Raw genomic sequence first — 21,584 nt, forward strand, 5'->3', positions numbered from 1 at the left:
GTTAAAGTAAACAAACAACATCCACTCTTGAGCCTTGATATCACTCGCATTTACTCGAAATCAAAGAATCACTCGAACAAACAATAACCTCAAACTTGACGTTGACGTAAATGTTAGTATAGTTATGACGTAAACGTCAACAAAAGGTTAATGGAATGAAAAATGAAACATGGATTGTTGCCGCTAAGCGAACGCCTATCGGCTCTTTTCAAGGTGCATTAGCTTCAACAGATGTCACGGAACTCGGTGCGAAAGCCATTCAAGGGGCGCTAGCCGAAAGCCAACTCGATGTGCACAAAATAGACGAAGTGTTGATGGGGTGCGTTTTACCCGCCGGTGTGGGGCAAGCGCCTGCAAGACAAGCAAGCCTTAAAGCTGAAATGCCACAATCGATTGGTTGTACGACACTGAACAAAGTTTGTGGATCGGGTATGAAAACCGTGATGCTGGCATATGACCTTATTCAATCTGGTAATGCGCATGCTGTCATCGCTGGTGGCATGGAAAACATGTCGTCTTCTCCTTATCTATTAAAGAAAGCGCGTGATGGTTTCCGTTTAGGTCACGAGCAAGTGCTTGATCACATGTTTTATGACGGTTTGCAGGATGCCTACCAAGGCGAGCTGATGGGTGTCTTTGCAGAACAGACGGCGCAAAAGTATCAGTTCAGCCGTGAAAGTATGGATGCCTGGGCGCAGCAGTCGGTTACTCGTGCGCAGCAAGCAATCGAACAAGGTTTGTTCAAAGAAGAGATCGTGCCCGTTAACGTAAAAAGTCGACGCGGCGAAACCTTGGTTGTAGATGATGAGCAACCGAGCAAACTCGACGTCACTAAAATTCCTACCTTACGCCCTGCGTTTGCCAAAGATGGCGGCGTAACCGCAGCAAACTCTAGTTCCATTTCGGATGGTGCGTCGGCAATGATCTTAGTCGATAGTGAGTTTGGTCGTCAGGAAAACCTTCAGCCTCTAGCCAAAATTGTCGCGTACAGCACGCATGCAAGACAGCCTGATGAGTTCACCATCGCACCAGTCTTCGCGATTGAATCGCTGCTGGAAAAAACGGGCTGGGACAAATCAGACGTGGACCTTTGGGAAATCAATGAAGCTTTTGCTGTCGTGACTCAATACGCGGTGAAAGCTCTCGAACTGAACGAGAGCAAAGTGAACCCTCGCGGAGGGGCTTGTGCGCTGGGGCATCCAATAGGCGCAAGTGGCAATCGAATCCTTGTCACTTTGATTCATGCGCTAAAACAAACTGGTGGTAAGCGTGGCGTTGCATCGCTTTGTATTGGCGGCGGCGAAGCTACCGCTATCGCGATTGAAATCTGCTAAATCACTCTCAACAAAGTTTCACTTACATAACAGTAGTCAGTAACAAGCTGAAAAATACAAGGATGTCATCATGACAGAACAAGTAAAGCAGTATATCGGTGGTGAATTTGCCATCTCCGATTCAAAACAATGGCTAGATGTAACCAACCCGGCAACCAACGAAGTGATTGCACAAGTACCTTGTGCCACGGAATCGGAAATGAATGCGGCGATTGCCAGCGCAACAGAAACGTTCAAACGCTGGAAAGAAGTTGCAGCGCCGGAGCGTGCTAGATTGATGTTGCGCTACCAACATCTGTTAAAAGAGCAACACGATGAGTTGGCGATACTGCTTTCAAGTGAGACAGGCAAAACCCTCGCGGATGCAAGGGGTGACATTTGGCGCGGAATTGAAGTGGTAGAGCAAGCTGCAAACATTTGTAGCTCAATGATGGGCGAAACGGTTGAGAACGTCGCGACCAATATTGATGGTTACTCTTACATTCAACCGCTCGGCGTTTGTGCTGGCATTACACCGTTTAACTTCCCTGCGATGATCCCATTGTGGATGTTCCCGATGGCGATCGCTTGTGGCAACACCTTTGTTTTGAAGCCGTCAGAGCAAGTGCCACTAACGGCAATGAAACTGGCGGAGCTGTTTGAACAAGCTGGCGCACCAAAAGGCGTATTGCAAGTTGTTCACGGGACCAAAGAGCAAGTCGACCGCATTCTGACTGATCCAGTTGTTCGTGCGATCTCTTTTGTTGGCTCTGTGCCCGTTGGTGAGTACATCTACAAAACAGGTACAGACAACCTGAAACGCGTGCAGTCATTTGCAGGTGCTAAGAACCACATGGTCATCATGCCGGATGCAAACAAACAGCAAGTCATCAATAACCTAGTTGGCGCGTCAGTTGGTGCTGCAGGCCAACGCTGTATGGCTATTTCGGTTGCCGTATTTGTCGGCGAAACCAAAGAATGGATTCCAGAGCTTAAAGAGGCGTTAGCTCAGGTTCAGCCTGGCGCGTGGGATGATGAAACCGCTGGTTATGGTCCGCTGATTAGCCCTCAAGCGAAGCAGCGAGTGGTGAATCTGATTAATGAAGGCAAAGCGTCAGGCGCGAATTGTGTTCTGGACGGGACAGACTGCCAAGTGCCTGGCTTTCCGAACGGTAACTGGGTGGGGCCAACACTGTTTACCAACGTGACCACAGACATGTCGATTTATCAGGAAGAAATTTTCGGGCCTGTGCTGTTAACTATGGAAGTGGATGACCTAGATGAAGCGATTGAACTGATCAATGCAAACCGCTTTGGTAATGGTACGTCTATTTTTACGGCGAACGGCGCTGCCGCGAGAAAGTATCAACACAATATCGAAGTAGGTAACGTAGGCATCAACGTGCCGATTCCGGTGCCATTGCCATTTTTCTCATTTACTGGGTGGAAAGGCAGCTTCTACGGCGACCTGCATGCTTACGGTAAACAAGCGGTTCGCTTCTACACCGAGACGAAAACTGTCACCGCGCGTTGGTTTGAAGATGACATTCCAAGCGGTCCAAACATGACTATTCAACTTAGCTAATTACTGGATTAGCGACACCTCTAGCCAAGCCCTTCATCCTTTTAGAGGGCTTGGCTCGGATACAAATGCAACGAATTAGACCTTAGGACTTCAAGATGGATTTTGAATTAAACGAAGATCAACTCGCGTTTGCCGAAGTAGCAAAGCAGTTTGCAGACCAAATGTTAGCGCCGCACGCGGCCGAGTGGGATGAAAACCATCACTTCCCTAAAGATGTACTGCGTCAGGCGGGTGAGCTGGGCTTTTTGAGTATCTACACGCCACCAGAGCACGGTGGCTTGGGGTTATCTCGTTTGGATGCGGCGATCATTTTCGAGCAGTTGGCTATGGGTTGTACCGCGACTACTGCGTTTATGACCATTCACAACATGGCGACGTGGATGATCACCAGCTTTGCCAAAGCCGAAGTGGCGCAGCAATTTAGCGCGGATCTAATTTCGGGTGAAAAGCTCGCTTCCTACTGTTTAACCGAACCTAATGCCGGCTCTGACGCCGCTTCTCTAACGACTAGCGCAGTGCGTGATGGCGATGAGTTTGTTCTCAATGGCGCAAAAGTGTTTATCTCGGGTGCCGGTGATACAGATGTATTAGTCGTGATGGCGCGTTCCTGTGGTGAAGGAGCGAGTGGCGTTTCTGCATTCGTTGTTCCTGCTGATTGCGAAGGCATTAGCTACGGTAAAAAAGAAGCCAAAATGGGTTGGAACTGCCAGCCAACTCGCATGATTACCTTCGAAAATGTCCGCATTCCGGCTGACTATCTGTTGGGTGAAGAGGGAGAAGGCTTTAAGTTCGCCATGCTTGGTCTGGATGGCGGTCGAATCAATATCGCCACGTGTTCCGTCGGTACTGCGCAACAAGCACTGAACGAAGCCAAGCAATACATGAACGAACGCAAACAGTTCGGCCGTTCACTGGCGCAATTTCAAGCGTTGCAGTTCAAGCTTGCTGATATGGCGACTGAGCTGGTCGCTGCGCGTCAAATGGTGCGACTCGCTGCCGCTAAACTCGATGCCCAGCACGCAGAAAAAAGTGCGTACTGTGCCATGGCAAAACGCTTTGCTACTGATGTGGGCTTTAAAGTCTGCGATCAGGCGCTGCAAATTCACGGTGGTTATGGCTACATCAAAGAATATCCAGTCGAGCGCCATTTCCGAGACGTTCGTGTTCACCAAATTCTTGAAGGTACCAACGAAATCATGCGTCTGATCGTCGCAAGACGATTACTAACGGAAGGCGTTGAGCTGCTTTAGTCAGCGAGACACAGCCTTACCTAAAGAAATTAAAAAGGACTGAAAGATTATGACGGCACAAATGAAATTAGAGCGCGAAGCGCATATTGCCAAGCTCACGATTAGTAATCCGCCAGCGAACACTTGGACGCTTGAGTCTTTGAATCAGCTAAAAGAGTTGGCGATTGAACTTAGCAATGATCGCTCTATTTATGCGTTGGTTTTAACAGGCGAAGGCGAGAAGTTCTTTTCTGCTGGAGCAGATCTTAATAACTTTGCATCGGGTGATAAATCACAAGCAGCAGACATGGCGTTCGCATTTGGTGAAGCGTTTGAAGCGCTGTCTGCATTCGATGGGGTTTCTATCGCAGCGATTAATGGCTATGCGATGGGCGGCGGTCTGGAAGTGGCGATGGCGTGTGACATTCGTATCGCAGAAGAACAAGTACAAATGGCACTTCCTGAAGCATCGGTAGGTTTGTTGCCGTGTGCGGGTGGGACGCAAAACCTGACCGCGTTGGTAGGTGAAGGTTGGGCGAAGCGTATGATCCTGTGTGGCGAGCGTGTGACGGCCGAGCGAGCGGAAAAAATTGGGTTAGTCGAAGAGGTGGTGGCGAAAGGTCAAGCACTCGAAGCGGCTATGGAGCTAGCACAGCGTGTTGCAGGTCAATCACCGAAATCTGTGTCTGCGTGCAAAACGCTCATTCAAGGTCGACGCAGCCAAACTCATGCAGCTGGATTGGTTTTGGAGCGTGAACTGTTTTTACAGCTGTTCAATACACAAGATCAGACTGAGGGTGTGAATGCGTTTTTGCAAAAGCGCAAGCCACAATGGACAAACAGCTAGCGGAGGCCAAATGACAGGTACAGTAAATGTTTCAAAGCTTAAGTGCGCTGATGGCTCTGTTATTGGTGTGCTAGAGCTTGATAACCCAGCAGCTCTCAACGCGTTGAGTTACGTGATGATTGAGAAGTTGTACAAACAGCTTAATGAATGGCAAACGGACGACAGCGTCATCGCGGTATTCTTGCATGCTCAAGGTGAAAAAGCGTTTTGTGCTGGTGGTGATATTCAAGCGATCTACCGTGCACTTGAAAACAAAGAGCAAGACTTTGATTCTGCGTTTTCAGCGATGGAAACCTTCTTTGACCTCGAATATCGCTGTGACCATCTTATTCATACTTATCCAAAACCGATCATCGCGTGGGGACATGGTTATTTGATGGGCGGGGGAGTTGGCCTGTTTATGGGTGCCAGCCATCGCGTAGCAGAAACCACCACACGCTTTGCAATGCCAGAGATTAAAATTGGCCTTTACCCAGATGTAGGCGCGACGTACTTCCTGAACCAGTTGCCAAAACATTTGGCACTGTTCTTAAGTTTGACGGCTTGTCAAATTAACGCAACAGATATGAAAGCGTTGGGGTTAAGCCAATGGATTGCACAGCCAGAAAACAAGCAAGTGCTGCTGGATCTGCTTGCATCGGTAAGTTGGAAAGGTGAAGCGAACATCAACGAAAAAATCGCCACTACGCTGCGTTCGGTACACGTGGACGAGCCAACCGAAGGGATGTTGATGCCCTATGCGGAATTGATTGAGCAGTTATGTTCGGGTGACTTAGCGTCAATTGTTGATGCAATCAGCCGTGCTAACGTTGATAACAAGTGGTTCGTCAATGCGCAGAAGTCACTGAACTATGGCAGTCCGTTGTCGCTCAGTATCACTTATCAGCAGTTAACGCAGTATCAAAACCTCTCTTTGAAAGCGTGTTTTGATATGGAATTTAACCTAACACTACGTTGTGGCTTAGAAGGTGATTTTAGAGAAGGGGTTCGTGCGCTGATTATTGATAAAACCAATCAACCGACTTGGCAACATCGCACGGTTTCTGACGTAACGCCACAAGTTTTGGAGCGCTTCTTCTCGCCAATTGACTCAGCAGAATACCCACTGACCGCATCGTCGGTAGCTATAGCGGCACTTTAGTACAAGGAAGAAATACGATATGGACAAAATTGCATTTATTGGCCTTGGTAACATGGGTGCGCCTATGGCTAAGAATCTACTTAAAGCGGGCTTGAACGTCGAAGTATTTGATTTGAACCCAAACGCAGTTGAGGAGTTGACCGCATTGGGCGCTTCAAGTGCCGATTCCGTTCAGCAGGCAGTACAAGGTGTTGATGTGGTTGTCACTATGCTGCCAGCGAGCCAACACGTTCAAAGCGTTTATCTTGGTCAAGATGGCATATTAGATAGCGTCGAATCAGGCACCTTGCTGATTGATTCATCCACCATCGATCCTGCGACTGCTCGTTTGGTTGGCGAAAAAGCATCGCAACTTGGTATAAGTTTTGTTGATGCACCAGTATCTGGTGGCGTTGCGGGCGCAGCAGCAGGTACGTTAACTTTCATTGTTGGCGGCTCGCAAGAGAACTTTGTTCAAGCCAAAGCGGTGCTTAGCCACATGGGTAAAAACATCTTCCATGCGGGCGATGTTGGAGCTGGTCAGGTCGCGAAGATCTGCAATAACATGATGTTGGGCATTTTGATGAGCGGCACCTGTGAAGCACTAAATTTAGGGATGGAAAACGGACTCGATCCCAAAGTGCTTTCCGACATCATGTTGCAAAGTTCAGGGCGTAACTGGGCGCTAGAGCTTTATAACCCTTGTCCAGGTGTGATGGAAAATACGCCTGCAAGCAATGGTTATCAAGGCGGCTTTATGAGCCAGTTAATGGCTAAAGATCTGGGTCTTGCGATGGAAGCGGCGGTTGCCAGTCAAACATCAACGCCAATGGGCAGCTTGGCTCGTAATCTGTTTAATTTTCACAACGGTCAGGGCAACGGGCAAAAAGATTTTTCAAGCTTGTTTGAGTTCTACCAAAAGCAAAATCAGGCCTAAGGAGCGCTTATGGAGTTAGCAAATAAGGTCATTGCGATCACGGGGGCAGGGCAGGGGCTGGGTAAACAAATGGCACTGTCACTGGCGGAAAATGGCGTTCATCTTGCGCTTATCGACCTCAATTCAGAGCAACTGGCTGAAACGAAAGCGGAATGTGAATCTCTCGGCGTTACCGCTCGTTTTTATGTGACGAACGTGACTGACGAACAGCAGGTGTGCACTGCTTTTGAGCAAATTGAGGCAGATTTCAAGCAGCTCAATGGCGTTATCAATAACGCAGGTATTATGCGTGATGGTATGTTCATTAAAGTCAAAGATGGTCAGGTTAACACGATGTCGCTGGAACAATTTCAGTCTGTTCTAGATGTGAATGTAACAGGCACTTTCCTGTGTGGCCGTGAAGCGAGCAAGGTAATGCTGAACACCGATAGCAAAGGGGTTCTGATCAACATATCCAGCGTTGCGCGTGCCGGGAATATTGGTCAAACCAACTATTCAGCATCTAAAGCGGCGGTAGCCACCATGGCAACGGTGTGGGCGAAAGAGTTAGGGCGTTTCGGAATTCGCTCAGTGGCGATTGCTCCGGGTGTCATCAAAACTGCCATGACAGACCAAATAAAACCTGAAGCGATGGAACGTTTAATCGGAATGATTCCGGTTGGACGTTTAGGTTTGGCGGATGAAATTTCATCGACCATAAAATACGTGTTAACCAACGAATTCGTGACCGGACGAGTGTTCGAAGTCGATGGCGGAATGCGAATGTAACCCCCTCTGCAACATAAAAAAGGGGAGCGAGTTTGATTGTCCGCTTCCTTCCACTTTCTTCTTTCTTTTATTGCTTCTATCTGAAAAATGTATTGGATGCATGGTCGACTGCTATCTCATCGAACGGTATAAAAATTGATTCTATTTCTAATGTGAATGGTTAGTTCTATATTGCTTGTCATGTAAATGTATTAACTCACAACTAAGACGATCTTTTGTCTCACTAACGAGATCGTCATTCTTGGTGTGTAAAAAACATTCTTATTGGTCATATTGTAACCGAAAACTATTTCGGCATCTAAAGATGGTGATTTATTATTCAGCGCAAAATACATGGGAATATGAGGCTGACTGAATAACCTTCAGTTGTCTTAATAATAAATAATCAGAATTCTCAATTACACTGAAGTAACTACCCATTAGGGAAGAGCAATAATGTCACTATTTCATTCGCTTAGGACGATGCCGCTATTATTGGGGTGTCTGTGTTTTTCTGTTCAGGCCTCCACAGAAAAGGTGGAACAGGAAGGTAAGTTTTTACAGTCGTTAGAAGGCATCGAAAATCAAATTTACGCATTACCTCAGAGTTCTTTAGCTTTGATTGAAGCGTTAGAAGAAGAGTCTTTACTACAAAACCAACCAACAGCGCTGTTGGTGCGTTACTGGCTTGCCAAGGCCACGGTTTTAGAGCTGCTAGGGCGCGTAGAAGAGAGTCAGAGTGTCGTTCAAAAAGGATTGGAGCTTGTGCGTCCACAGAGCCATGAGTATCTCCTGTTTAAGTTGATTCAGATGCGAACTATGGTTGGAAAGAGCGATATCGATACCGCGCTTTCTGCGTTGGATAGCTTGTTGGAAACATCGCGTGAGAATGGTGATAAGCAACTTGAATCAGAAATCCTGTTGCTAAAAGGACGCTATTACGATGAGCAAGGTGAGTTTAAAAAATCCTATGCTGCACTTATGTCGTCCATGGATGTGGCTGAATCTTCAGGTGTTCACGGGCTGGTCGAACGTGCAGCACTAGAGCTAGGTGACGTACTTGTCAAAATTCAGGGTTACGACCGATCTGAGGCGCTTTTGGAACAAGCATATCGCTATTTTAGGGATAGGCGTATGTCGTTCAATGAGTTGTTGAGCGTTTTGACGATAGCGAAACTTCATAAAGCACAGTTCCAATACGAAGAGGCGATAGCGTCATATCAGCGAGCGTTAAAGCTGGCTCAAATTATCGGTGATGGACGCTTTAGATTTCGAGTTAACCTTGAACTTGCAGCTTTATATCGCGAGACGAATCAAGAAAAGAAGATGGTTAACCACTTGAAGCTGGCGGAGAATTTACAGTACAGAGAAACGTCTAGCGCGTATTTGGCAACATTTAAGTTGTTACAAGCCGAATATATGTTAGAGCAGCAGCAATTTGAAATACTTTTAGCGATGATCGCGCCAATGCTGCCGGAGATTATAGAGAGTCGATACGTCAAGCAACAGCAAATGGAGCTACTAAAAGTCGCCGCTATAGCCTATGCGGGGAGCAATGACTTTAAACTAGCATTCGAAACTTACGGTAACTATCACGATAAATTTATCCAATTTAGTAATCAAAGAGAAGTTGAAAATCTTGAGCGCCAGCAGACGTTATTTGAATTGGAACGACTTGAATATGAGAACGAAGATCTCAACTGGAACAATGTGTTGCAGCGTATGGAGCTAGAAAATAACCGTCGTACTTTTTACTTATTGGGTGAAGCGCTACTTGCGCTCATCGGTGTTCTATTTTTGATGGCGGTAGTATTTCTCGTCGTCAATCGCTCGCGTTTGAGAATGCGTCGCCTCGCAAAGACAGACACATTGACAGGGTTGTTCAATCGCCGTTTTTTAGAGGACTGGTTCACTAAGCCAGTAGAAGTGAGGCGTGAGCGAAAAGAGAAACCGGTACCTCAATCTAAGCAAGAAAAGATACAACACTTTGTTTTTGAGCAAGTCGAGCAAGTTAAGTACGGTTATCTAGCTTTAAATAAATGGGTAGATAGCAAACTCGATAAACAGAAAATGGTGCCAAATAAACCACAATCGGGGCCAGTAACTTTAGCGTTAATCGATGTGGATTATTTCAAGCAGGTAAATGATACCTATGGGCATGTGTTTGGAGATACCGTACTAACGGGCGTTGCCAAAGTGTTGGAGGAAACTGTACGTGAGAACGACATTGTTGCTCGCTTTGGTGGGGAAGAGTTTGTTGTTGTTATGCCCAATACAGACCATAAAAACGCCCTTATTACTGCAGAACGTTTACGTAGCGCTTTATCCCTACATGGCTTTGTTACGGAACAGAAAGAAGAAGTGAGAGTGACCTGTAGTTTTGGAGTCGTTACCACTGAAGATAATGAGATGAGTTTTAAATCACTTTGCGATCAGGCCGATAAATTGCTTTATCAAGCGAAAGCGAACGGACGCAACTGCGTGAAAGGTCGCTCGCTAGCGTAACAGAAATCAAAAGTTCAGGCTCATCGCACGATGAATCTGAACTTATCCCTCCCATTTACTTTGATAGCCAAGTGACTTTGAGATCCTTGCTTCGAATATAAAACGCTGAATCTAACATCTTAAAGTCACTTGGCGATATTACTTAAAAATGGCTTAAGGATATCGAATCGCATATTCATGGCGTTCAATATAACCTCTCTTTTTGCCTCCTTCACCTTCAAAGTGCGAATGCCACTTGTGTCTACAAAACTATAACAAACTAGTGTGTCTATTCTTTGTACAAACAAACCATGTACAGGTGAAATGATTAGTGGTCGATATAAAATTTTTGTGGCACAGATTTTTGTTGTTCAAAAATCAACTCGTTCATCATCGTTTTAAAAATAGAGAAAGAGTTAAGCGTTTGATTTTGTTTTTCTTGTTTGTTTGTTCTTAAACTGAAATCTAGTTATCCCGACAAGTTCTTACCGAGCGATTTTTCGTACACCCTCAACTTTTCATCCTTTTTTACTAACATTTTTCTTTAAAAATAATTTGAGTTCGAATTAATTTTCAGGCATTTTATATTTAACTAACCGTTCAATTAAAAATAACAGGGACGCAAAATGCCAAAGGTGGGGATGCCTGAAATCAGAAAACCGCAGCTTGTGAAAGCGACAATGTCAGTGATTGATAGAGTCGGTTTACACGCGGCGAGTATTTCGTTAATCAGCAAAGAAGCCGGTGTATCAACGGGGATTATCAACCACTATTTCGGTGGTAAGCACGGATTGCTGGAGGAAACGATGCGAGAAATCTTGCGTCAGCTTTCGTCCACTATCACACAGAAGTTACGTGAGCTGCCAAGTGATGCTCATCACCAAAGAATTAACGCCATCATTGATGGTAACTTTGTCGGCTATCAGGCAGAAAACCAAGTTGCTAAGACTTGGCTGGCGTTTTGGTCGTACTCAATGCATGACGAGCAGCTCAAGCGTTTGCAGCGTGTCAACGAACGACGTCTATTGTCCCACCTAAGAAAAGAACTCAAAGCATTATTAAATGCAGAGCAGGCTGAATTGGTTGCTCATGGTATTGCATCACTTATTGATGGAATTTGGCTGCGCGGAACGCTCAACCCGCAAGGCATTGATGCAGAAAGAGCGAGAATCATCATCAACGATTATCTCGAAAAACAACTTACGTTTTATTCTGAAAAAATATAAAAGTTACAGGTCTTCAAAATGGAAATGAAAGCACACTATATCAATGGTGCGATGTACGACGGGTGTTCAGATGAACACTTCACCACTTACAATCCGGCGAATGGTGAGCCATTGGCCAACATTAAACAAGCGAACCAAGACGATCTTCAAGCAGCGATTGAATCGGCAAAAAAAGGTTTTGCTGCATGGTCGGCGATGACTGCGATTGAGCGCAGCCGTATTTTACACAAAGCCGTTGCCATTTTACGTGAGCGTAATGACGAGTTGGCTGCATTGGAAGTGGCAGATACTGGTAAGCCCATTCAAGAAGCTATCGCGGTTGATGTCACAACAGGTGCCGATGTTCTTGAGTACTACGCTGGCCTTGCTCCAAGTCTACAAGGTGAACAGCAGCCACTCAGCGACGACCAGTTTTTCTATACACGTCGTGAGCCATTGGGCATTTGCGCGGGTATTGGCGCTTGGAATTATCCAATTCAAATTGCGATGTGGAAATCGGCGCCAGCACTGGCTGCGGGCAACGCAATGATCTTCAAGCCATCAGAAGAAACACCATTAACGGCGCTTAAGCTCGCCGAAATTTATTCAGAAGCGGGCATGCCAGATGGCGTATTTAATGTCGTGCAAGGGGATTACCGAGTAGGACAGATGCTAACGGCGCATCCTGATATCGCAAAAGTGTCATTCACAGGTGAGTCAGGCACCGGTAAAGTCGTCATGAGTGACAGCGCTAAGACACTAAAACAAGTAACGATGGAGCTTGGTGGTAAGTCTCCACTGATTATTTTTGATGATGCGAAGTTAAACGATGCCGTTTCTGCGGCCATGGTGGCGAACTTCTACACCCAAGGTGAGGTTTGTACGCACGGTACACGTGTATTTGTCCATGAAGGTATTTATGACGACTTTATCGCACAGCTTAAAGCCCGAACCGAGTTGTTAGTCGTCGGCGATCCGCTTGATGAGAACACGCAAATTGGCGCGCTAATCTCTAAAGATCATGAATCGAAAGTTCTAGGAGCGATTGAAGCCGCGAAAGCGAGTGGCGCGACGTTACTGACTGGCGGCTACAAAGTAACAGACAATGGCCTAGCTAATGGTAACTTTGTTGCTCCAACCGTATTTGTCGATTGCGATGATGACATGAGCCACGTTCAACAAGAAATCTTTGGCCCGGTAATGTCAGTTCTGAAATTCCGCGATGAGTCGGAAGTGATTGCGCGTGCAAATGGCACCGATTATGGCTTAGCGGCAGGTGTATTTACTCAAAACCTATCTCGTGCGCACCGTGTGATCCATCAAGTTCAAGCGGGTATTTGTTGGGTGAACACATGGGGTGACTCACCTGCGGAAATGCCAGTTGGCGGCTACAAGCAATCAGGTGTTGGCCGTGAAAACGGAGTCGAAACCCTTAAACATTACACACAAACGAAGAGTGTTCTGGTTCAGCTAAGCGACTTCGAAAGCCCTTACAAATGATACTACTCATAGTAGATAACTGACCACTTTAGCTTGTTAAAATGCTCGATAACTACGTTGTCAATTTTGATTGTAGGTTAACTACTTATCAAAATTTCCGCCTTGTTCTCAAGCATTTTTCCTACGCTAATTTCGTTCACTTATCTACGGTGATGAGTATTAACTCCTAGGAGAATAAAAATGCAACAACACTACGATTACATCATCGTCGGTGCGGGTTCGGCCGGCTGTGTGTTAGCGGATCGCTTAAGTGAAAGTGGTCAAAATTCGGTCCTATTACTCGAAGCGGGTGGGTCGGATAAAAGTATTTTTATCCAAATGCCAACAGCGCTTTCTTACCCGATGAACACTGAAAAATACGCGTGGCAGTTTGAGACGGTTGAAGAGCAAGGGTTGGATGGTCGCCAACTTCATTGTCCTCGCGGAAAAGTTCTGGGCGGTAGCTCATCTATCAACGGCATGGTTTACGTTCGCGGACACGCTTGTGACTTTGACCAGTGGGAAGAGGAAGGCGCGAAAGGCTGGAATTATCAGTCGTGTTTGCCTTATTTCCGTAAAGCAGAGTCTTGGATTGGTGGTGCTGATGAATATCGGGGTGATCACGGTCCAGTCGGCACATGTAACGGCAACGATATGAAGCTCAACCCGCTGTACCAAGCTTTTATTGATGCAGGCAAAGAAGCTGGCTACCCAGAAACAAAAGATTACAACGGTTATCAGCAAGAGGGCTTTGGCCCAATGCATATGACCGTCGACAAAGGCGTACGCGCTTCGACCTCTAATGCATACTTAAGCCGTGCTAAAAAACGCAAAAACTTCACCCTAATGAAGAGGGTGACGGTTCATCGAGTTTTATTAGAAGAAACTGGTGCAGAAGGAAAGAAAGCGGTAGGCGTTGAATTTGAAAAGTCAGGTTCAATTCAGCAATGTTTTGCGAATAATGAAGTGATTTCGAGTGCGGGTTCGGTTGGCTCCGTTCAGCTGTTGCAGCTTTCAGGCATTGGCCCTAAGGCAGTATTAGAAAAAGCGGGCATTGAGGTGAAACACTCGTTGGAGGGAGTAGGTAAAAACCTGCAAGATCACTTAGAAGTGTACTTCCAATATCACTGTAAACAACCTATCACGCTCAACAGCAAATTAGGTTTGGTGAGCAAGGGCTTGATTGGCACTGAGTGGATATTAACTCGCAAAGGCCTTGGTGCGACTAACCACTTTGAATCGTGTGCATTTATCCGCTCTCGAGAAGGGCTAAAGTGGCCAAATATTCAATATCACTTCTTGCCAGCGGCAATGCGTTATGACGGGCAAGCTGCTTTTGATGGTCATGGTTTCCAAGTGCACGTTGGACCTAACAAGCCAGAAAGTCGCGGGTCGGTCGAAGTTGTCTCTGCGAATCCGAATGATAAGCCGAAGATTGAGTTTAACTACATTTCCACTGAACAAGATAAGCAGGATTGGCGTGATTGTATTCGCCTTACTCGCGAGATCCTCAATCAGCCAGCCATGGATGAGTTTCGTGGGGACGAGATCCAACCCGGTCTGAACATCACAACGGATGAACAGATTGATGAATGGGTGAAGCAAAACGTCGAGAGTGCTTACCATCCATCTTGTACCTGCAAAATGGGCGCAGATAATGACCCATTAGCCGTCTTAAATGAGCGATGCCAAGTACGCGGTATTCAAGGCTTGCGTGTGGTGGACTCTTCTATTTTCCCAACCATTCCGAACGGTAATTTAAATGCGCCAACGATTATGGTGGCAGAACGCGCCGCGGATATGATTTTGGATAACGCCCTAGAAACGTCGAACAACGTACCAGTTTGGATTGCACCGGACTGGCAAGAGATGCAACGAATGCATCCGCCAAAAAGAGATCTCGATTCGATCTCATAAAATGAAAAAGTCAGTAATCATTACAAGGAATTCAACATGTCTAAGATGACAAAAATCTTCTCAACAATTGCACTAAGTACTTTAGCAACAGGCGCTTACGCCAACCAATGTGAAACGGTTCGTTTCGCAGATGTAGGTTGGACTGACATCACTGCGACCACTGCCGTTACATCAGAGTTACTTAAAGGGTTGGGGTACAAAACGAAGACTGATCTTCTGTCTGTGCCTGTAACTTACTCCTCTATGGCTAATGGCGATATCGACATTTTCTTAGGTAACTGGATGCCAACGATGGAAGGTGATATCGCGAAATACCGTGATGCAGGTACTGTTGAAACCGTACGCGCGAACCTCGTTGGCGCAAAGTACACGCTAGCGGTTCCAAAATACGTTTATGACGCAGGCGTAACCAACTTCGCTGACCTAGTAAAACATGCCGACAAATTTAAAGACCGCATTTACGGCATTGAACCAGGAAACGATGGCAACCGCTTAATTCAGTCAATGATTGATAGCAACGCATTCGGCCTAAAAGATTTCAGCCTAGTTGAGTCCAGTGAAGCTGGCATGGTGTCTCAAGTATCACGTGCCGCACGCCGCAATCAATGGATTGTGTACCTAGGTTGGGCGCCGCACCCAATGAATAGTAACGTTGAAATGGAATATCTAGCGGGTGGCGATGACTTCTTCGGTCCTAACTACGGCGGCGCGAACGTCTACACAAACGTACGTAAAAATTACCTCGCTGAGTGTCCAAATGTAGGTCAGCTAGTGAAAAATCTAGAGTTTAACCTAGAAATGGAAAATGAACTGATGGAAGCGATTCTTAACCAGAAACAGAAGCCATCAAAAGCAGCGCAAGCATGGTTGAATGCAAACCAAGAGCAAATTGAAGCGTGGCTAGAGGGCGTGAAAACGGTAGATGGCCAAGATGCGCTAACAGCTATTACAAACTACTTAAAAACAAACGCTTAATAAGCAGTATTTGAGCTCGTTTTTTTAAAAAGAAAGTGGGCAGACTTTTGCCCGCTTCATTAACACAAAGGTTTTATTTTGAATTTTATTACGGACAACAAACTACCGTTGGGCCAATGGATGGAAACTGGCGTCGATTGGTTAACCATCAATGCATCGGGTTTTTTCGATGCAATCTCTATTACACTTGAAACGATCATTCTTTTCGTGGTGGACATTTTTAAATGGATGCCACCTGCAGCGCCAATCATTATGACGGCGGCAATTGCTTGGTTCTTACATCGCAGCATTCCTCTTGTCGTATTTATCGTGCTGGCCTTACTCGCAATTCTCAACCTTGGTTACTGGCAAGAAATGCTGGAAACCTTTGTCCTTGTGTTTGCAGCGACAACGATTTCCGTATTAATTGGCGTGCCGTTGGGCATTATGGCGGCTCACCGTCCTTGGTTATACACCTTGTTGCGGCCAATACTCGATTTGATGCAGACCGTACCGACATTCGTTTACCTAATTCCAACCTTGGTTCTGTTTGGCTTAGGTATTGTCCCTGGTCTAATCTCGACCATCATTTTCGCTATCGCTGCGCCAATTCGATTGACGTACCTCGGCATTATTAAAGTGCCGGAGGAGCTACTTGAAGCGGGTAAAGCATTTGGTGCCAGCCGCATGAAGCTACTGTTTAAGGTGGAGTTACCTGCGGCATTGCCAAGTATTATGGCTGGCGTTACGCAGTGCATTATGTTGTCTCTGTCTATGGTAGTCATTGCGGCGCTTGTTGGTGCTGATGGACTTGGTAAACCAGTCGTACGCGCACTGAATACGGTAAACATCTCGCAAGGTTTTGAAGCTGGTTTAGCGATTGTACTCGTTGCCATCATTCTTGATCGCTTGTGTAAAGCACCAAACCAGAAGGAGGCATAATCATGGACGCTATTACTATTCACAATCTTGATGTCGTTTTTGGTCAGCAACAAGCACAGGCGCTAGCACTGTTAGATCAAGGGAAGTCTCGACAAGAAATCATCGACGAAACTGGCCAAGTGGTTGGGGTTGATAATGTTTCGCTGAACGTGAAACAGGGTGAGATCTGTGTTTTGATGGGGCTTTCAGGCTCGGGTAAATCAAGTTTGCTGCGAACAGTTAACGGGTTGAACGAAATTTCTCGTGGCTCTCTGAAAATTAAAGACGGCGACGACATGGTTGAGCTCTCTAACTGTGACGAACAGAAGTTGCGCCACCTTCGTACTCACCGCGTATCCATGGTGTTTCAGAAGTTTGCATTGATGCCATGGTTAACGGTATTAGATAACGTTGCGTTTGGTCTAGAAATGCAAGGCATTGGCAAAGCAGAGCGCCGTAAAAAAGCGCGTGAACAGCTCGAAATGGTCGGTTTGTCTGAGTGGGAAACGAAATTCCCGCACGAGCTCTCTGGTGGTATGCAGCAGCGTGTTGGCCTAGCGCGAGCGTTCGCGATGGACACAGATATCTTGTTAATGGATGAGCCGTTTTCAGCGCTTGACCCATTGATTCGTGCTCAGCTTCAAGATGAATTGATTCTGCTTCAAGAAAAGCTAAACAAAACCATTCTTTTTGTGAGTCACGACTTGGATGAGGCGCTTAAAATCGGCAACAACATCGCCATTATGGAATCAGGAAAGTTGATTCAACATGGCAAGCCAGAACAGATCATTCTTGCTCCAGAAAACGATTATGTGGCGGACTTTGTTGCTCACACTAATCCATTAAATGTGCTGAAGGGACGTTCCTTAATGCGTGACGATTTGGTTCGCGAAGATACGCGTGTTCTGATTTGCCCTGATAAAGATATTTGGGTGATACAAGAGAGCAAGGGGTTAAGTTTAGCGGATAAAGATAAATCGTTGATTCAATGGAAGAGCGACTCTTCGAACCTTGACGAAGTTAATGAAAATTCTCTGGTTCAGGTTAGCCCAGAAATCAGTATGAGAGAAGCGATTGAACTTAAACAGCGTAGCAATCAGCCTCTGCTTATGGTTGAAGATAATAAGCTGGTTGGTGTGTTAAGCGACAATGAGCTTTACGATGCATTGCTTGGTAATTTTAAGTCAGAGCAAGTTGCGTAAAGTTGACGCAGAACCAAGTAAAAAAGAGCCGCACATTAATGCGGCTCTTTTTAGTTTAAACAATGAGTTAAGTCGCTAAGCTAAGACAATGGTCGACTATAGAGTCGTAATTACGTCATCCATTGCAAGGCGTGCTTTTGGAAGACCATGATTGTAATCTTCCCCATCTTTATGGTAGCCAATCGCCAGCGCAACTTCACAAATATGGCCCTCGAGCTCTTCTTTAAACTCTTCTCCAATCAGAGCCGGATCGACACCTTCCATCGGTGTTGAATCAATGCCTAGTCGTGCCAATGTGTGTAGTAGGTTGCCTAGTGCCAAATAGACTTGTGCTTTTGTCCAGTTTCCGTTGAAGCCATTTTCGTCCGTATTTACATCGGCAAAAGCGTAAGCACCCATAAAGTTGTTGTACATCTCCGCTGGCAAGTGGCCAGATGTTACTTCTGCATCCACACGTTTCGCAAATTTCTCTTTAGTAAATTTAGGATCGTAAGCAAACAGAATCGTATGTGATGCGGCTTTCGCGTGTGGTTGGTTAAACTGGTGCATATTTGAAAACGTATTGTGGAAACGTTGCTTCGCTTCATCACTTTCAATAACGATGAATTTCCATGGTTGTGAGTTGATAGAAGACGCCGACAAACGCAGTGCTTCTTTGATTATCGCCATGTCTTCTTGAGAAACGCGCTTGGTTTCATCATATTTTTTTGCAGTGTAACGGTTATTTAGATCGGTAATGATTTGATGGGACACGTTTATATCCTCTTTATGTGATGACAGATGAGGATGCACTAGCATCGACAACCATGCGTACCTCGAATATGGGGTCATGATAATGGATATTTTTTCATTGATAAGAGGGTGTTTATTTAAATCACTTTTTACTTTTTGTTGAAAATCGATGTGAGTTGATCGATTTGAAACTTAAAAGTCCTTATATGGAAGCTTTTATTTTATATTAAATTAAACTCATATTGAGGCGTAGGGGAAAGCAACATGAACGTGATTGAAGTTTTTAATGATAGCTATGAACGTTGTACTTCAGATCAGGAGTTTTTCGACTTGTTCTACAAAAATTTATGGTCGAAAAGCGCCAACTTTAGACAGAAGTTTGACGGTATAGACATGCACCAACAAGTGAGAATGCTTAGAGGGTCTATCGTGTTTTTTATGATGGCAGATACCTCGACCGAAGCGCACAAAATGGTGGAAAAGTATGGGAAAAAGCATGCAAGTGCCGAAATTGGTATAGAGCCGCAGGATTTTGATGTTTGGCTTGAGAGTTTGTTAGAAACGGTTCGACAGTGTGATTCTGGGTACGATGCCGATGTTGAAACCGCTTGGCGAACATGCTTTAAAACGGGCTTAGAAGTAATGAAACAAGAATGTGATAAAGAAGATGGGCACATCCTTAAAGCGAGTACCAAATAAGGAAGTAACGTGAGCGGTCGTTACTTCCTAGGGGCAAAATCTTACTTATCTTGTGTCTCTTTATTCTTTTTCACCGCTTCGGCGATATCACTGACAGCTTCGACAAGATTGATCGGCATTGGAAAAATAATAGTGGATGTTTTGTCTGTAGTGATTTCAGTGAGTGTCTGCATGTAACGTAATTGCAGTGCATTCGGTGCTTCGTTGAGCATTTGCGCTGCTTCTTTTAATTTATTTGAAGCCTCTAACTCACCAGTAGCGTGAATGATCTTCGCCCTACGGTTACGTTCTGCTTCTGCCTGACGGGCTAGGGCTCTGACCATGCTGTCATTTAAATCAACATGTTTGACTTCAACCGTAGCAATCTTGATTCCCCAGTCATCAGTCTGTTGATCGAGAATGGATTGTAAATCCTTATTGAGGCGTTCTCGCTCTGATAGCAATTCATCGAGTTCATGCTGACCCAATACCGAGCGCAGCGTGGTTTGTGCTAACTGGCTGGTGGCATCGCTGTAGCTTTCAATATTGTTAATCGCCATTTGAGGATCGACTACGCGAAAATAAACGACCGCGTTGACGCGCACAGAAACGTTATCTTTGGTAATTAAATCTTGTGTCGGCACATCCAAAACGACAGTACGTAAATCAACCCTCACCATTTGCTGAATAAATGGGATAAGGATGATCAAACCAGGTCCTTTGACTTCTTGGAATCGACCAAGAAAGAACACAACCCCACGTTCGTATTCTCTCAAGACCTTGAACATTTGGGTCGCTAGTGCGAACAGCAGCACCACGATCACCGCAACGGTATAGAGCATCATAAAGCGCCTCCTATTTATTTTGGCGGTCATCAGGCATCACAGTTAAGGTCAGCCCTTTAACATTAACAATGGTGACGTGATCACCTTGTTTGAATTGTTGATGGTCTTTGGCTTTAGCTCGCCATAACGCACCGTTGAGTTGAACGCGTCCTTCGCCATCGATAAAGTCATCGCTTACCACGGCGACCTTCCCAGGGTATGTCTCTAAACCCGTCGTTACACGCCGGCGACGAATTTTGAGCAACAGGCCGACAGTCAGCACGATTAGAGCCACGGAAAATATGGCAATACCAAAAATCAAAGGAAGGGCGATCTGGAACCCTGGTAATTCACTGTCCATGAGAAATATCGAACCGAGTACAAAGGCGACAACGCCGCCTAAACCCAAAATACCAAAGCTCGGACTGAATGCTTCCGCTATCATTAGTGCAATACCGAGTAACAGCAGACCAAGACCTGCGTAGTTGACGGGCATCATTTGTAGTGCGTACATGGCAAGAAGCAGACAAATCCCACCTAGCACACCGGGTAAGCCAATTCCTGGGTTGTAAAATTCAAGAAGTAAACCGTAGATGCCGATGAGCATTAGAATGTAGGCAACGTTTGGATTGGTGATAACGGCTAACATTTCTGCTCGCCAATCTGGCGTTCTTTCAACCCATGTTGGATTTTCAAGTGACAATGTCACAGTGCGATTGTTTACTTTAACTGTTTGCCCATCTATGGCTTTGACTAAGTCCTCTGGCGAATTGGCTATGTAATCGATCACGTTTAATTCTAATGCTTCTGTTGCATCCAAGCTCGCCGCTTCGCTTACTGCTTTCTCTGCCCATTCTGCATTTCGTCCATGAAGTTTTGCTAAGCCTTTAATGTAGGCTTTGGCGTCGTTAATTACCTTTTTCTCCATTGCGGTTTTAGCGGGAACTTTCTCTGAGCTTTCGTTGGTTCCTTCTGGCGTTTCTTCCGCGTTTTGATCTTTGCCATCATCCGATGAAGGAGGTTGAGGCGTACCACCTAACGCGACGGGCGTTGCAGCTCCGAGGTTTGTCGCTTCAGCCATGGCGGCTACGTGACTAGCGAGCAAGATGTATGTTCCTGCACTGGCAGCTCTAGAACCAGATGGGCCGACCCAAGTTGCAATGGGAGTCGAGGAGGTGGTAATCGCGTGAATAATATCTCGCATTGCGCTATCTAAGCCGCCTGGTGTGTCCATCTGTAAGATCACTAAACTGACACCGTTTAGTTGAGCTTCTTCTATTTCACGAGATAAATAGTCGCTAGTAGCAGGCCCTATAGCGCCTTTGACAGGAACAATCCAAACGGTATTCGCCAGTGCTTGACTGGCCATCAAGAGTAAAGGTAAGAACCATATCCATAGTCGTTTCATGC

General features: G+C 45.7%; 18 protein-coding genes. 15 read left to right on the plus strand and 3 right to left on the minus strand.

Features of this window, described 5'->3' with window-relative positions; all coding sequences use genetic code 11:
* Positions 1–155: 155 nt before the first annotated feature.
* The 14 genes from R7F67_RS04115 to choV all read left to right on the plus strand — a co-directional run bounded on the left by R7F67_RS04115 (position 156) and on the right by choV (position 17,940).
* Complete coding sequence (locus R7F67_RS04115; protein WP_033906446.1) at positions 156–1,334, plus strand: thiolase family protein; 1,179 nt, start codon at positions 156–158, stop codon at positions 1,332–1,334.
* Positions 1,335–1,404: 70 nt separating this feature from the next.
* On the plus strand, positions 1,405–2,898 hold the full coding sequence (locus R7F67_RS04120) for a CoA-acylating methylmalonate-semialdehyde dehydrogenase (RefSeq protein WP_318056987.1): 1,494 nt from the start codon (positions 1,405–1,407) through the stop codon (positions 2,896–2,898).
* Between the two features lie 95 nt (positions 2,899–2,993).
* Positions 2,994–4,148, plus strand: coding sequence for an acyl-CoA dehydrogenase family protein (locus R7F67_RS04125; protein ID WP_006741037.1), 1,155 nt, complete (start codon positions 2,994–2,996; stop codon positions 4,146–4,148).
* 49 nt (positions 4,149–4,197) lie between these two features.
* Complete coding sequence (locus R7F67_RS04130) at positions 4,198–4,974, plus strand: enoyl-CoA hydratase (protein ID WP_213891419.1); 777 nt, start codon at positions 4,198–4,200, stop codon at positions 4,972–4,974.
* Between the two features lie 10 nt (positions 4,975–4,984).
* Positions 4,985–6,115, plus strand: coding sequence for an enoyl-CoA hydratase/isomerase family protein (locus tag R7F67_RS04135; RefSeq protein ID WP_033906448.1), 1,131 nt, complete (start codon positions 4,985–4,987; stop codon positions 6,113–6,115).
* A 19-nt stretch (positions 6,116–6,134) separates the two neighbouring features.
* Entirely contained in the window at positions 6,135–7,031 is an 897-nt protein-coding gene (mmsB, locus tag R7F67_RS04140; RefSeq protein ID WP_033906449.1) for a 3-hydroxyisobutyrate dehydrogenase, read from the plus strand.
* Positions 7,032–7,040: 9 nt separating this feature from the next.
* Positions 7,041–7,799, plus strand: a complete 759-nt coding sequence (locus tag R7F67_RS04145) for an SDR family oxidoreductase (RefSeq protein ID WP_033906450.1) — start codon at positions 7,041–7,043, stop codon at positions 7,797–7,799.
* Between the two features lie 462 nt (positions 7,800–8,261).
* Positions 8,262–10,283, plus strand: a complete 2,022-nt coding sequence (locus R7F67_RS04150; RefSeq protein WP_373921102.1) for a diguanylate cyclase — start codon at positions 8,262–8,264, stop codon at positions 10,281–10,283.
* 605 nt (positions 10,284–10,888) lie between these two features.
* Positions 10,889–11,488, plus strand: a complete 600-nt coding sequence (gene betI / locus R7F67_RS04155; RefSeq protein ID WP_017820329.1) for a transcriptional regulator BetI — start codon at positions 10,889–10,891, stop codon at positions 11,486–11,488.
* An 18-nt stretch (positions 11,489–11,506) separates the two neighbouring features.
* Entirely contained in the window at positions 11,507–12,967 is a 1,461-nt protein-coding gene (betB, locus tag R7F67_RS04160; protein WP_064354705.1) for a betaine-aldehyde dehydrogenase, read from the plus strand.
* A gap of 180 nt (positions 12,968–13,147) precedes the next feature.
* Positions 13,148–14,863, plus strand: a complete 1,716-nt coding sequence (betA, locus tag R7F67_RS04165) for a choline dehydrogenase (RefSeq protein WP_005373209.1) — start codon at positions 13,148–13,150, stop codon at positions 14,861–14,863.
* Between the two features lie 36 nt (positions 14,864–14,899).
* Positions 14,900–15,838 (plus strand): choline ABC transporter substrate-binding protein, encoded by a 939-nt coding sequence (locus tag R7F67_RS04170; protein WP_005382646.1) that lies wholly within the window; start codon positions 14,900–14,902, stop codon positions 15,836–15,838.
* A gap of 78 nt (positions 15,839–15,916) precedes the next feature.
* Positions 15,917–16,759, plus strand: a complete 843-nt coding sequence (gene choW, locus R7F67_RS04175) for a choline ABC transporter permease subunit (RefSeq protein ID WP_005392552.1) — start codon at positions 15,917–15,919, stop codon at positions 16,757–16,759.
* A gap of 2 nt (positions 16,760–16,761) precedes the next feature.
* On the plus strand, positions 16,762–17,940 hold the full coding sequence (gene choV / locus R7F67_RS04180; RefSeq protein ID WP_132937138.1) for a choline ABC transporter ATP-binding protein: 1,179 nt from the start codon (positions 16,762–16,764) through the stop codon (positions 17,938–17,940).
* Between the two features lie 96 nt (positions 17,941–18,036).
* Here the strand turns inward: choV and R7F67_RS04185 are convergent, their stop codons facing one another.
* Positions 18,037–18,693 carry an NAD(P)H-dependent oxidoreductase gene (locus tag R7F67_RS04185; protein WP_170890145.1) on the minus strand — a complete coding sequence of 219 codons (657 nt, stop codon included), beginning with the start codon at positions 18,691–18,693 and terminating at the stop codon, positions 18,037–18,039.
* Positions 18,694–18,936: 243 nt separating this feature from the next.
* Here R7F67_RS04185 and R7F67_RS04190 point away from each other — a divergent pair, with 243 nt between their 5' ends.
* Positions 18,937–19,371, plus strand: coding sequence for a globin (locus R7F67_RS04190; protein WP_031780773.1), 435 nt, complete (start codon positions 18,937–18,939; stop codon positions 19,369–19,371).
* 41 nt (positions 19,372–19,412) lie between these two features.
* Here R7F67_RS04190 and R7F67_RS04195 read toward each other — a convergent pair whose 3' ends face one another.
* Positions 19,413–20,195, minus strand: a complete 783-nt coding sequence (locus R7F67_RS04195) for a slipin family protein (RefSeq protein ID WP_005373196.1) — start codon at positions 20,193–20,195, stop codon at positions 19,413–19,415.
* Between the two features lie 10 nt (positions 20,196–20,205).
* Positions 20,206–21,582, minus strand: a complete 1,377-nt coding sequence (locus tag R7F67_RS04200) for an NfeD family protein (RefSeq protein WP_170890143.1) — start codon at positions 21,580–21,582, stop codon at positions 20,206–20,208.
* Positions 21,583–21,584: the final 2 nt, after the last annotated feature.

Source organism: Vibrio sp. YT-17 (assembly GCF_033337375.1).
GTDB lineage: Bacteria > Pseudomonadota > Gammaproteobacteria > Enterobacterales > Vibrionaceae > Vibrio > Vibrio alginolyticus.

What these genes read in the sequence shown, in the direction of transcription:
- R7F67_RS04170 (WP_005382646.1), top strand. Translation starts at nt 14,900, where the DNA reads ATGTCTAAGATGACAAAAATCTTCTCAACAATTGCACTAAGTACTTTA.
- betA (WP_005373209.1), top strand. Translation starts at nt 13,148, where the DNA reads ATGCAACAACACTACGATTACATCATCGTCGGTGCGGGTTCGGCCGGC.
- R7F67_RS04130 (WP_213891419.1), top strand. Translation starts at nt 4,198, where the DNA reads ATGACGGCACAAATGAAATTAGAGCGCGAAGCGCATATTGCCAAGCTC.
- choV (WP_132937138.1), top strand. Translation starts at nt 16,762, where the DNA reads ATGGACGCTATTACTATTCACAATCTTGATGTCGTTTTTGGTCAGCAA.
- R7F67_RS04135 (WP_033906448.1), top strand. Translation starts at nt 4,985, where the DNA reads ATGACAGGTACAGTAAATGTTTCAAAGCTTAAGTGCGCTGATGGCTCT.
- mmsB (WP_033906449.1), top strand. Translation starts at nt 6,135, where the DNA reads ATGGACAAAATTGCATTTATTGGCCTTGGTAACATGGGTGCGCCTATG.
- R7F67_RS04195 (WP_005373196.1), bottom strand. Translation starts at nt 20,195, where the DNA reads ATGATGCTCTATACCGTTGCGGTGATCGTGGTGCTGCTGTTCGCACTA.
- betB (WP_064354705.1), top strand. Translation starts at nt 11,507, where the DNA reads ATGGAAATGAAAGCACACTATATCAATGGTGCGATGTACGACGGGTGT.
- R7F67_RS04145 (WP_033906450.1), top strand. Translation starts at nt 7,041, where the DNA reads ATGGAGTTAGCAAATAAGGTCATTGCGATCACGGGGGCAGGGCAGGGG.
- R7F67_RS04125 (WP_006741037.1), top strand. Translation starts at nt 2,994, where the DNA reads ATGGATTTTGAATTAAACGAAGATCAACTCGCGTTTGCCGAAGTAGCA.
- R7F67_RS04150 (WP_373921102.1), top strand. Translation starts at nt 8,262, where the DNA reads ATGCCGCTATTATTGGGGTGTCTGTGTTTTTCTGTTCAGGCCTCCACA.
- R7F67_RS04120 (WP_318056987.1), top strand. Translation starts at nt 1,405, where the DNA reads ATGACAGAACAAGTAAAGCAGTATATCGGTGGTGAATTTGCCATCTCC.
- R7F67_RS04200 (WP_170890143.1), bottom strand. Translation starts at nt 21,582, where the DNA reads ATGAAACGACTATGGATATGGTTCTTACCTTTACTCTTGATGGCCAGT.
- betI (WP_017820329.1), top strand. Translation starts at nt 10,889, where the DNA reads ATGCCAAAGGTGGGGATGCCTGAAATCAGAAAACCGCAGCTTGTGAAA.
- R7F67_RS04115 (WP_033906446.1), top strand. Translation starts at nt 156, where the DNA reads ATGAAAAATGAAACATGGATTGTTGCCGCTAAGCGAACGCCTATCGGC.
- R7F67_RS04190 (WP_031780773.1), top strand. Translation starts at nt 18,937, where the DNA reads ATGAACGTGATTGAAGTTTTTAATGATAGCTATGAACGTTGTACTTCA.